Source organism: Flavobacterium praedii (assembly GCF_026810365.1).
Classification (GTDB): domain Bacteria; phylum Bacteroidota; class Bacteroidia; order Flavobacteriales; family Flavobacteriaceae; genus Flavobacterium; species Flavobacterium praedii.
The window spans coordinates 1,103,822-1,116,781 of record NZ_CP113948.1; the positions used below are offsets into that span (position 1 = coordinate 1,103,822).

A 12,960-nucleotide genomic window follows, 5' to 3' on the forward strand; every position below is an offset into this window, starting at 1 on the left:
CAAATGACAGTGTCCTTAAATATATAAGGTAGCGATTTAAATACTTAAATCTTTAATTTTATAATAAGAGGTTCAAATTTTGGACTAAGAGTCCACTATTATATTAAAATATTACTTTCCGCTTTTTCATACACTATCCATGCCTTTGATATGCCTTATCTATACTCTGTGTCCCGTTTAAGTTAGCCTCTCTTCAATCAAATTTTTCCAAATGATAAAACCTTTTCTATCCGTGGAATAATCGTGAAGTACTTTACTGAAATTATCGGGCAGATTTTCTATAAAAGATTGTCTGCCATTATTTCTAATGGTATTTAGGTAGTTGTCAATTTGTTTTAATATGTCGGGAATAAATTGTTTGTCTTTGTCAAAATGCCAAATATAGGTTGCTTCTTCTGTATTTAAGGTTTCTAAAACAAAATGAAATCCTGTTTTTCCCGCTAGAAGGAAAACAAATGAAAATGGATTCAAAACGAATCGGATTTTAAGAATAGTTCTCTCGTGATGCTTAGCTAAATATTGTAAATGCGCTTGATGCTTATAATTTTGATTCTGCAAAAAATCATTCACTAGTTCATCTCCAGAGTCATATAGTTTGATATTACTTTCATTCTGCAATTGATTAATATCCAGCAAATTTTCTTGATCTATTGTGGTTGCTTTGCTTAAGAATGTCTTCGCAATGAATTTAAACTTCACTCCTTCAATCAATTTTTGAGTTATTTTTTCTAGATCATTGGATAGCGCCAATTGTGAAATCAATTTTCCGTTTTCAAATTCAGCGTGAATTACAGCAGTAATGTTTTTAATTTTGAGAGTCTTGGAGAAATAATCTTTCAAAACTTCAAATTCGGGTCTAATTTCAAAATTTTCAATATCAAATTCAAGTTCAGTTTTCATTTCAGGATCACTGTATTTAAAAGCAATACTTCCGTATCTAAATTCAAGCTTTTCAAATGGAATCTTTATTTTTTGATCAATAATGAAAGAATCTTTTGAAACAGTAATTTCCTCTTCGGGTTCGTCAAATAAGGTGGCTAGTTTATCTATTTTTCTGTAATAGGTGTTTCTCTTCATAAACATTTTGTTCAAGTAATCAATCTTAATGTCTCGATAATCATAAATTGTTGGAGCTATTTCCGATCGTTGGACTCTACCGATGTATTGAATTAATTTGCCCTCAAAAGAAAAAGGATAAACAAGAAATAGACAATTGGTGTTTTGCAGATCAGTTCCTTCACCAAAGAATTGCCCAGTGGTGATTAATACTTGATAATTTCCGTACTTTAGTAATTTCCATTTTGAATTTTTGGCACTTTCAGAATCTTCTCCACTTAAAGTAATTACTTCATAAGATTGTTTTAAATATTGATTTAGCGAGTCAATATGTTCTTTACGTTCTGTAATAATAACAACTTTTTTGTCAAATTTCAATTCATTAATCACATCTTCAAGAATTGATTTGTTTCGAGTAGAATCGTGAACTAGAATTTTTGATAAAGTTTCAAATTTGTCTGTTTTTGAGTTGAATGGCACATCAAGTTCAGTGTTTCGAATGATAATTTTTGGCCTTTTAGATGTGCTTATTTCATTTGATTTTATTTCAGCAATTACTTCACCTAAATGAATAAAAATAAGTTTACTGTCATTGTATTTTCGAAATGGCGTTGCTGTTAAGCCATACAAATAAAAGGTTTGTAATTTTGAAATTGCATTTCTAAATGTTTCAGCAGGGATATGATGACATTCGTCCACAATGATAGTCCCAAAAGCATTTAAAATTTTTCTGGTATCAGGTTTTTCTAATTCTTTTGATAAACTCTGAATCATAGCAACCGTTATTTGCTTACCGATTTTAGTTTTGCCTTGTCCAATTTTGCCAATCTCATTTTTTGGAATTCCAAGAAAAGTTTCAATTCTTTCAATCCATTGGTCGGCAATTTGTTTGCGATGAGTGATTATTAATGCAGGTTGCTTTTTCTCCGCAATAATTTTTAGCCCGACAATGGTTTTCCCAGAACCCGGCGGCGCGACAACAATTCCTAAATCTTTCTTTTCAATCGCATCAATCACTTTTTGCTGATGTTCCAAGAGTTGTGCGTTGAATAAAAAAGAAACTTCTTTTAATTTTCTCCTTTCATCCCTGAAATCATATTCAATTTTACTTTCTCTACAAAAGCGAATTATTTTACCAATAAAACCTCGTGGAATGATTACTTTGTTTTCCGTTTCTTTAACTAGTTTGAAATAACGTTCTGTCCCAAAAGTATTTTTTCCAATCTTCTTTTTGACTAAAAATTCCGTATTTAGAAAATTTAATTCTTCTTTCAGAAAATTAATTAATGCAGTTGAAATGGCAAAGCGATTAATTTTTATGTCGTTTGCCAATCTTATAGTTAATTTTTCATTGTGTAATTTTGGAATAATCGATGCAGGAATATCTTGTTGTGCATTATAAATTTGATGTAGTTCATCAAGTTTTATCATCGAAATTTTTTGTATATTCTTTATGAAATCCCATTGATTTGGGATTGGTTCTAAGCTTTCAATATCAATAAAACAACTGTTTCCTTGTTGGTAAGTTTTCTTATATAACGGAAGTGCTATCAAATTTCCAAATCCTTTTCCGGACAGAAAATCCTGATTGGGAAACATTCTGTCAAAACTGGAACTTTTGTCAAACAAAGAAAAAACTCCTGTTTGCTCTAAAATTGAAATGAAAATCTTTCTGCTTTTTATAGCTGGATAAGGTTGTTCAAAAAATATCCAAACGTGTCCGCCTTTACCCGAACGAGAACGTTCCAAATAGGCTGATATTCCTTTTTGATTACAAGCGTATATAAACTTTTTACAGTCTTCTAGCCAATCAACTTTATCAAAATCAGCAACAATAAACCACGATGTATTGTCTTTGAGTAAAGGATAAATTCCAATGTGCTGTTCGCCATTGAGGTGTTTTTCAATTTCCCTTTCAGAAAGTGCTAAATATTCTTTATCTGCATAGTTTTGAAAAGTTCCACCATTCATTTTATGAGCTCGATAACGATATGGGTCATAAAAATAGGCTGGCATATAGCCACTTTTGCTCCCTTTTTCCCAACGAACCGCAAACACATCTTCTCTTCCCGTAAAAACAAATTTGAATAGTTGGATGTTATTTATTGGATTTGATTGCATAATTTTGATTATTCAAAAATCTTTTTTAAAGAAATTACAAGCAAATTGAATGCTAGATTTTCAGGCTATTTTATATTTGCTGGGTATAATATATTTTGCAATTTTTCAAATGCCTCTTTATGCTTTTGAGCAGGAATCTTTTTAAGATTTATCATTTTCCAAAGCACTGAAGGAAGATTAGCAATTGTAGAAGTGTTCTCTATTTCCAGTAAATCCCAATCAGGAATTTTGTTTTTGAAAGACAAAAGAAATTTCTTTTCATTTTCGGTCATTTGAGAGTTTATTTGATAAATCAAGTTTTCTCTAGCTTCTTCCAATTGTTGTAAAGGAACATCTACTTCAGCCATTTGTTTAAACTCTGTTTCGTAAATTTCAGTAATATCTTTTCGATTTGGAGCCAATAGTTCTGACATTGGTCTTTGATGACTTATTAGAAATATTAAGAATGTTTTTCGTAAATTATCTGTTAGCCCTTCGTTTTCGAGAAGAAATTTTACATCAAATAAATCTCTCGGATGTTGTCTGTCTAAAGCAGCGCATAATTTACCAGCATATAAATCGGGAAGTGATGCTACTTGCATTTCTACATATCCAAATTCTCTTTCTACTTCTTCTACAACCTCCATTCTTTCTTCTGGAAAAACCGTTCCTCTGATTACTGGAGATAATTCTACTTTAATGCGTACTTCTCCTTGACTTACAATTAAGCGTAGTGCATCGCTTTGTTCGTGTGCATCTTGTACTTTACTTCCCGGTATTTTTTGCTGAATCGATTTACTTATTCTTGATAAAGCTGCTCTAATATTTATCAAAGCTGTTTCTCGATCCTCCATTGGTATGTATAGTAAATCGATGTCAACCGAAAGACGAGGAAGTGCTCTGTAAAATAAGTTAATTGCTGTCCCTCCTTTTAGCGCAAAACATTTTTCGGTGTCCACTAACGGTAAAACACGAACTAAAAGTTGTACTTGTCTGCGGTATATATTGTTTGCATCTATAGCCATTCTGGAACTGTTATTTTATATTTATTATCTAATTTTCCACCTTTTATCAGCATTCTGTTTCCAGAACCCAATGTTATGTTTTCTCGATTTATTTTACCCAACCAAACATAATTTTGACGATCTGCAAACCAAAAGAAAAGCCGTTTTACTTTCACATTTTGACAGTATTCCAGTATTTTTTGAAGATTTCTAGGCGACAATGTTGTTAACCCTTGCATTAATTGATCTGCGTGTTCAAAAGTTATTTTTTGCGGAACGTCTAATAACACTTCGAGATAAGCTCTTTCAGGCGAAGACAGGATTAGTTTTCTATTATCATTATCCCAATCTCTTTCTGATGTAAAAGGGTGTAATTGTTTGTTTTCTTCTGATTTTTTAGCAAATAAACTATTGGTAGTATGTCTAACAAATTTCACATTCAAATCTAAATTTACAACCCATTCTGGTAGTACATTATTTCCAAATAAATGTACTATTTTATTTTCCGAAAGTGATAAGTAATGAGATAGCCCCTGCATTTCAAGTGCTGTCAACCCACCTATAACCAAATCTGTTTTAAATATTGACTGCAAGGAGAAAACTACCGATTGCCAAGATATTTTACTGGCATTTCTAACATATACCCCTTTACTTATGGATTCCAGTTGGTTACTTTTGACCAAATTGTCTATTGCGTGACGAGTTAAATTATTCTTCATAAGCCATTTATGAGTGGTTACTAAACCCTCGGGCATTATTTCGTACAACTCTTTTCTTCGTATTACATTTATAGCCATAATTTAAAAGTTTCGCTTATTGCGGTGTTAATTGCCGTTATACAAATATAATATAAATTATTTGGTTTACAAAACACTATATTAACGGCGATTATCGCCGTTATTTCTAATTATATTAAAATATATAATTATTGTCATTTTTATTATAAATGCAGTATGTAGATTTGTCATTGTAATTTAATTCAAAAGGATTCACAAATTTTTAGTTGCTTATCCAACATTTTTTTCAATGATCACTTAAGGTTCGAATGGCATTTTCAGTAAAGAAACTTTAGGGCATGATGGAGGAACCGAAAAAGGAAAATAAATTTCGAACCAAAAAAAACCTCCAAAATCAAATGACTTTGGAGGTTTTTAAATTATGGTGTATCAGGTTTACAGTCTAACACTTAATACCTGCTTTGACTTTTTTTAAAACTATAAAATGATATTTTTAAAATTGAGAATGTTTAAAAAAATATGTTTCTAAGTTCTATGCTTAATCCTATTTTTATGACTAGCGTCAACAAATAAACTTAAAAGTTTTAAAAAAACAAAGCCACTGTCTTCCAGTGGCTTTGTTTGTCTTTATGTGGGCGATGAGGAAACAGAACTCTATTAATTTGTAAGAATTAAAAAAAGGAGTAAAACTGTTATAAACTCAATTAAATTAATACTTTTTTAAATTTTATACTTACAAAAAAATTAAGCTGAATTAAGGTAAATTCGAATAAATAAGAATCTTTTCGGGAATATTTCGGGATTTTAACTATATTCGTATCCTAAAATATTGGATATGAACCTAAAATATTTCATTAAAAAATCAAAGTCTGCAACTTCTAATATTTACGTCCGTTTTTGGGACAGTAACCGCATTGACCAAACAGCAGGAACAAAACTAAATGTTCAGTTTGAGCATTGGAACAAAGATAAGCAAGAAGTTAAAAATATCGCTACCATTTCCAACAGAGATTTTACAAACAGTAAATTACGCAATTTAAAAACGTTTATTCTCGACCAGTACAATATTGATTTTAATTCACAACAAAACATAAATGATACTTGGTTAAAGACACAGATAAATATTTTCTTTGGCAGAGTCAATACCGATGAATCGCATAAAATTTATTTTGTGGCTTGGATAGAGAAATTTATTGCCGATTGTCCCAACAAAGCAACGCCACCCTCAGAAAGCACCGTTATAAAATTCAACAGGGTTAAAAACAAACTTACCGATTATCAAACCCACTTCGATATAAAACTTCGATTTCAAGATATTGATTTGAAATTTTACGAGAGTTTTTTATTTTACTGCCAAAAAATAGAAATACTGAACAATAATACCGTTGGAGGGTTTATTACCATCATAAAAAACTGGTGCAGTAAAATAGAAATTGAAGGATTACCAATTAGTCTGCAATACAAACACAGTGATTTTAAGGCTATTTCCAACAAAACAAAAGATGTTTACCTCACAGAAGCCGAAATAGACAGCGTTTTTAACTATAATTTTGAGCAAATGGAGCGATTGGACAGAACTAGGGATAATTTTATAATCGGATTACGTACAGGGCTTAGAATTTCGGACTTTATGAAACTAAAGCAACTCAATATCGTAGGGGATTATATAGAAATTGAAACTAGCAAAACTGAACATCCCGTAGTTATTCCGATGCACCCCCAAGTAAAGGCGATTTTGCAAAAAAGAAACGGAGAACTTCCTCCTACTATATCTGACCAAAAATTTAATGAATATGTAAAAGAAGTTTGTAAAACTATAGGGTTTGCCCAAAAAGTGGACGGGGCAAAAATGATGAATAAAAAAGACGAAAAGGACTTTTTTGGGGACAGTAAAGTCAAAATAAAAAGTATGATGCGAAAAGAGTTTGGCTCGTATCCCAAACATGAACTTATAACCTCCCATACTTGCAGACGTTCCTTTGCCAGTAATCTTTACTCCAAATTGGACAATCCTACGATAATGGCAATTACAGGGCATAAAACGGAAACCATGTTTTTGAAATACATAAAAATCACTCCGAGAGAACACGCAGAAAAGTTAAAAGAGCATTGGAAAAAAGTAGAAGCCGAAAAACAAGCAAAAAAAAAGAAAATATAAAATGAGCATTGATTACAAATACATAAGCAGGCCTTATACCTTAGATGATTTAGTTACAGGAAATCCCATTTTCAAGGTGTATTATGATTTTTTTTATAACTACTATGAATGGGAACAAGACAATGATGCGATAGAAGTTGATAATTATACCGACAAAGAACATCTGGAATTGCTTTTTAATGAGTTTCTGAATATAGTTGGATTGTTGCTTTTTGAAAACGTAACATACAATGAAACATTCAAAAAGCTAAAACTAAAAACGGAACAAATAGAAATGCTTTGGTTCATGTCAGATTGCATTCCTTTTCTTTTAGAAGACCATCCTTTAACGTACGATTCTGATATTTCAGAAAGAACAAGGGTTTTTATTAACAAAATTAAAAAATCAGAGGCATTTGAACAAAACACAGAAATAAGAGAAACACTTTACCCAATAGTGGAGAAATTCCTTGATGATTCAAAAAATGCCTTTACATATGAACATATATATGACTTAACTTACTTCTTTGATGTGCATCATAACAATTGTATTGAGCAAGTCATAACGGCTACTAAAGCTAAGTTGAAAAGAAAAGAAGACAAAAACACTACTTTTAAAGGTTTATTCACAATGGAAACACAAGAGATGCTAGACGCATCACAAAAAGTATTATTGATTGAGGAGTTAATCAGAAGTGATAAATGGGGAAATGCAACCGAAAGGAAAAAAGCGGAAATAATATCTCAAATTATCGATAGGAATCCTGACAATATCAGACGAATATTAGCGGAAATAAACAAACCGTTATCAGCTACATCACAGAAATTTAAAGAAGATTTACTAAAAGCACAAAAGACAATTAAAATTTTGGGGTAACCTTTGGGGTACACCCCAAAGGTTAAAAAAGATGCATCTACATTAAGTTTGCCGTAATATAATCTTAAAAACAAAAAGAATATTATGGTAAACGTACTTCAATTAGAAAACACAAATGCTTTAGATTTTAAAAATGAAATCTTAAAAGGCGTAAAAGACTGCCTTGTAATTTTTGCAACTACTTTGCAAAGCGAAAGCGAGCAATTATTAACCCGTGAAGAAACGGCAAAAATGCTGTCTGTTTCACTTGTTACCCTTTGGGACTGGACGCGAAAAGACATTATTCCTGCCTACAGAATCGGAAATAAAATACGATACAAAAAGAGTGAGGTTTTAAAATCATTGATTCAAAAAAACAAATTTGAATAATTTTTAAAGCCAAACTTATGGAAACGTTAAAAATCCTAAACTACATTCGAAACAAAAAGGAATTACAAGAACTGTATTTAAGTCAAATGGCAGAATTGTATATCCGAAATGAAATAAACCAAATACTTCGAGAAACTCGAATGTCAATTCCAGCAGGAATGCGGATGAATTTCAAAAATATCACTACACGGGAAGCTATTATTTTTATCGAACAAAACGGCACACCCGATGGCTATACTTTATCCGACGAATTGAATATCAAATTAAAAGAGTATCAGGAATTGTTGGTAAATAAAAAAATATCGTCAAAAAAAGAAAAAATATGATTTGTTTATTTCTGAGGAAATCTTGCTTTTTAATTTAAATTCTATTTGAATTTACAGTAAAAATAGAGTTATACTCCTTTAAATGAATAAAATAACAAACCCATTGCAGTTATACGTTTGCAATGGGTTTTAAATGGATAAAAAATATGACTAAAAAAGTATTAACCAAAGATATAATTTTTCAATACACAACCCAAGAAGCTATTTATATAAAACTTCTAAATCTAGATGATTTTCCCAAAGGAAACATTTCAAGTCCATTCTCTGACGATAAAAAACCATCATTCAAAGTCTGGAAAAATGGAAGTTTCAAATGCAACAGTACAGGAAAACAAGGAGACGTATTTCAATTTGTTGCAGAGTTAAGAAACTTGGATTGCAAAAGCCAGTTCAATGAAGTATTAAATATCGTTGCATCCGAAATGAATTTGTTTATAAAAACAGAAACGGTCGCAAAAACCTTTGCAAAAAAAGGACAAACTTTTGCAAAGCCTTTGCAGAAACCGTTGCAACACCTGTTTTATAAGGGAGAAGCAGTAATGTTAGACACTGTAATAGATAAAGAAACCGTTGAAACGGCATTGCAACAACCGTTGCAACAGTTGTTGCAACAGACAGAAAAAAACGTTGCAAAGGAAAAAACGCCTTCACTTTTAACCGTTTCCACAAGGGAATTCACAATATTGGATTTAGAGTACTGGAATACATTAGGAGTCGAAAAAGCAACATTAAAAAAGTATGAATTACATTCTATTTCAAGTTACACTTGGACTGGTAAAAAACCGATTTATACCAAAAAAGAAAGTGTTGCTTTTGCAATTGCGTTGCACGGGAATTTTAAACTTTACATTCCAAATCAAATCGAAATTGGAGTAAATAAAAATGTTTTACCTCCATTCCCAACAGGTGTTTTTGGAATAGAACAATTAGGCGTAGAAAAAAAAGAAAATTTAATCATTTGCGCAGGCGAAAAAGATGTAATCGTAGCCACTTCAAGAGGTTTTCACGCTGTAACTTTTGGAAGTGAAGCAATCCACCCAAAAGACGAACAAATTCAAAAATTGCAATCCCTTTGCAACAACTTGTTTATATGTTATGACAATGATAAAACAGGAGAAAATGGGAGAAATGCAATCGTAAAACGTTTTTCTAAAATCATTCCTTTGCTACTTCCCGAAAAAGAAGCTGTAAAAGGCTATGACATAACCGACTATTTTCAAGAACATAATTCAGAAGATTTTCAAAAAATCATAAGCTTGGCAGTAAAAAATAAAAATACGGTTACAGTTCAAAACGTTGAAAACAAAGGTCTAACTACGATATTTCACATAGCAGAAGATTATTTACTGGAAAATTATGATTTCAGAAACAATATGATTTCTCTTGAAATTGAAATTAGTCATAAAGACGAAAATAAATGGACTTCCTGCAATGAAAATTCCCTTTGGTTGGAGATACAAAAGAAAAGCATAAAAATCCCTTTAAACTCCTTGATTGCCATTTTGAAAAGTGATTTCGTACCGAATTACAACCCACTAATAAATTACTTTACCAATTTGCCTGAGTGGAACAAAGAAACGGACTATATAAAACAATTTTCAGAGTATGTAAAACTGGAACAGGGAGAAAATAAAGAACAGTTTGAATACCATTTTAAAAAATGGTGTGTAAGAGCCGTAAAATGTGCCACAATTGATGATTACTTCAATAAACAGGCGTTTGTGTTGACCGATGACGGAAATGGTCAGAACATCGGTAAAAGTTCATGGTGTCGATTTCTTTGTCCAAGTGAACTGTCAAATTATATGGCGGAAGACATGAGTGACGATAAAGACGCCCGTATTTTGCTTTGCAAGAACTTTTTAATCAACCTTGACGAGTTAGCTGCTTTGTCCCGAAAAGAGATAAACCAGTTAAAATCCTATTTCAGTAAGGCGCAAATAAACGAAAGATTACCCTATGACAGAAAAAATTCAATAATTCAAAGGGTTTCCAGCTTTATGGGTTCTACCAATATGACTACTTTTTTACAGGACGAAACGGGGTCGGTTCGTTGGTTGTGTTTTATTGTAAAATCAATAGATTGGAATTATAAAAAAGAGTTTGACATAAATAATCTTTGGACACAAGCCTATGCCCTTTCAAAAGACAAAAGCTATGATGAAGCGTTGAGTATTGACGACATAAAACAAAACGAAACCCGAAATGAAAAATTTCAAGTTATTTCACCCGAACGAGATTTGATACACAAACATTTTGAAATTCCAGTAAAATTAGAATTTGGCGAATTTTTAACAGCCACAGAAATACTACATCATATCAGTTTGTACACATCAGGTGTAAGACTTTCAAACATTGGAATCGGAAAAGCATTAAAAAGCATTGGTTTTAAACGAGATAAACACAATCAGGTTTACGGATATTGGATGAAAAAGAAAACTTTTTAAAAATAAATTTACAGTAAAAACAAAAATCACCGCAAATATACTTTTCTTCTTACCTATTTTACCTAATCTTTATAAACTCCCACAAACAGTGATCTAATAGCAGGTAACTTATATAGATTTCTTCTTACCTTAACTTACCAATCTTACCATTATTAAAACTTTGAAGCTATAAAAAAATAGGTAAGATAGGTAGCAATGGTAAGATAGGTATTTTAGTTGTTAACCCTTGTTGTCATTGGGATGGGTAGGATAGATAAGGATATTTCAATTTTTTAGACTCAATGAAAACTTTTTATCGATTAATTTTTATTTTTCTGTTTAAAAAAAAACTCAAATATCACTGAAAGTGGGTATTGTAATTTACCAATAGAGGAGTTAGTTTTGCGTCAGAAAAGTTAAACACTATTTTTAAATAATTATTAACCTTCGAATTAACATGTATGACGAAAGGTGTTTTACGATATGGGGTAAACAAATCCATTTCTTCCCAGCATTAGCAAAAAGAAAAGGTAAAAAAAATAAAATAATGAAACAAAAATTAAATAAAATTACAAGTGTAATTCTATTTTGCTTAGTTCTTATCTTCTCAGGTTGTGTGAGAGATGAATTACCTATGGATAATACAATGATTAATCAAGAACCCAAAATTGCCGAAGCGAAAAATTGGTTTGAAGATTACAAAGCCAAAGAAAGTTTTCATCCCATTTTTGCGGACATCAATTACCATTGGGAGAATGCTTCCATAATAATACTGGAAGATGGCTCCAAGGCGGTAACTGTACCGATAACAGACATGAATACAAATCCAGAATACAAAGGCGAAAGAGTTTTATATTTGTATCCATTTGAAGAAAGTTATGATGCCGTTGTCTATGAGTTGAGCCCTGACTCGAATCAAGCCCCAAAAAGTGTGGGATTCAAAAATTTAGAATCTTATAATGGTTATATTAGCACATGGGATTTAAAAAAAGGTTTTATAAAAGCACAAAAATTCACAAACAGCACCGCAACAAAGGCGGTGGTCTTTAAGGTTGTCTCTGATGAGGATTTAAAATTACATAAAAGTACTTCGAAAATCATTGATTTGGATGAAGTAATAATAGAGGGTCCAGGAGGCGGTGGCGGAGATTATCTTTATTACTCCTATGTATTAAGTGGCGGTAGTTTTGGCTCCAATAATATAGGAGGCTCAAATACAGATAATTATTTTAACCCACCCCATGGCGGCGGCAGTACTTCCAGTAGCACTAAGCCTACTATAGATGATGCAGAACAGGATCCTTGTAGTAAAATCAAGAAACTGAAAGACGACATCAAGCATATGAAAGCTTTGGCTGAGCTAAAAAAGAATTTAAAATTACAGTATGAAACGGGGTATTACATTAGCAAGTCTAAAGGATATGTGGCTGGAACTCCAGATAGCAACCTCGCATTGACGGGAACAAGATATTCTGATAGTTATGGGATTATGCATGTACATGAAGACACCTTTACACATCAGGTCAATAATGGAGGAATTAGACCTGAGATTGTGAAACCTATCCATATGTTTTCGCCTAAGGATGTTAATACATTTTGTTCTTTGTTAATCACTGCAAATAAATACAAAACATCATCTTTAGACGAAATTTTTAATGAAATGGTTAGCGGTTCTGGCACCTATCAATTACGTTTCGAGGGAGATATTAATGATGTTAAAAATTTTGATTTTGATTCTTTAAGTAAGACTTATGTAGACTATATGAAGCCATATAAGGATGATTTAGAGTCAGGATTTCTTTCTTTTATGAAAGAATACATTGGGATTAACGGTATCACACTTTATAAAATAAATGAAGACGGGACATCCGAAAGTAAAACTTTGTCTGTAAATAATCAATTAACAACTAATCCTTGCTAAATAAAAA

9 protein-coding genes are annotated in these 12,960 nt (G+C 31.7%); 6 read left to right on the forward strand and 3 right to left on the reverse strand.

All coding sequences use genetic code 11. The features are described 5' to 3' along the window. Nucleotides 1-177: 177 nt before the first annotated feature. The 3 genes from OYT91_RS04740 to OYT91_RS04750 all read right to left on the reverse strand — a co-directional run bounded on the left by OYT91_RS04740 (nucleotide 178) and on the right by OYT91_RS04750 (nucleotide 4,957). Nucleotides 178-3,177: a DEAD/DEAH box helicase gene (locus OYT91_RS04740; RefSeq protein WP_281239722.1), complete on the reverse strand. Its 3,000-nt coding sequence runs from the start codon at nucleotides 3,175-3,177 to the stop codon at nucleotides 178-180. 65 nt (nucleotides 3,178-3,242) lie between these two features. Continuing rightward, nucleotides 3,243-4,181, reverse strand: coding sequence for a nucleotidyl transferase AbiEii/AbiGii toxin family protein (locus OYT91_RS04745; RefSeq protein WP_281239723.1), 939 nt, complete (start codon nucleotides 4,179-4,181; stop codon nucleotides 3,243-3,245). Beyond that, a complete protein-coding gene (locus OYT91_RS04750; RefSeq protein ID WP_281239724.1) occupies nucleotides 4,172-4,957 on the reverse strand; it encodes a type IV toxin-antitoxin system AbiEi family antitoxin in 786 nt (261 codons plus the stop codon). Before OYT91_RS04750 ends, OYT91_RS04745 begins: the two co-directional genes overlap by 10 nt. Nucleotides 4,958-5,732: 775 nt before the next feature. Between OYT91_RS04750 and OYT91_RS04755 the strand changes: the two genes are divergently transcribed. From OYT91_RS04755 to OYT91_RS04780, 6 genes are all read left to right on the forward strand, one after another. Continuing rightward, nucleotides 5,733-7,055: a tyrosine-type recombinase/integrase gene (locus OYT91_RS04755; protein ID WP_281239725.1), complete on the forward strand. Its 1,323-nt coding sequence runs from the start codon at nucleotides 5,733-5,735 to the stop codon at nucleotides 7,053-7,055. 1 nt (nucleotide 7,056) lies between these two features. Then, on the forward strand, nucleotides 7,057-7,911 hold the full coding sequence (locus OYT91_RS04760; RefSeq protein WP_281239726.1) for a hypothetical protein: 855 nt from the start codon (nucleotides 7,057-7,059) through the stop codon (nucleotides 7,909-7,911). A gap of 84 nt (nucleotides 7,912-7,995) precedes the next feature. Beyond that, entirely contained in the window at nucleotides 7,996-8,280 is a 285-nt protein-coding gene (locus OYT91_RS04765; RefSeq protein WP_269223894.1) for a helix-turn-helix domain-containing protein, read from the forward strand. 17 nt (nucleotides 8,281-8,297) lie between these two features. Further along, nucleotides 8,298-8,606 carry a hypothetical protein gene (locus tag OYT91_RS04770; RefSeq protein ID WP_281239727.1) on the forward strand — a complete coding sequence of 103 codons (309 nt, stop codon included), beginning with the start codon at nucleotides 8,298-8,300 and terminating at the stop codon, nucleotides 8,604-8,606. Between the two features lie 146 nt (nucleotides 8,607-8,752). Next, entirely contained in the window at nucleotides 8,753-11,053 is a 2,301-nt protein-coding gene (locus OYT91_RS04775; RefSeq protein WP_281239728.1) for a VapE domain-containing protein, read from the forward strand. Nucleotides 11,054-11,579: 526 nt separating this feature from the next. Further along, a complete protein-coding gene (locus tag OYT91_RS04780; protein WP_269223890.1) occupies nucleotides 11,580-12,953 on the forward strand; it encodes a hypothetical protein in 1,374 nt (457 codons plus the stop codon). The last annotated feature ends 7 nt before the right edge of the window (nucleotides 12,954-12,960 follow it).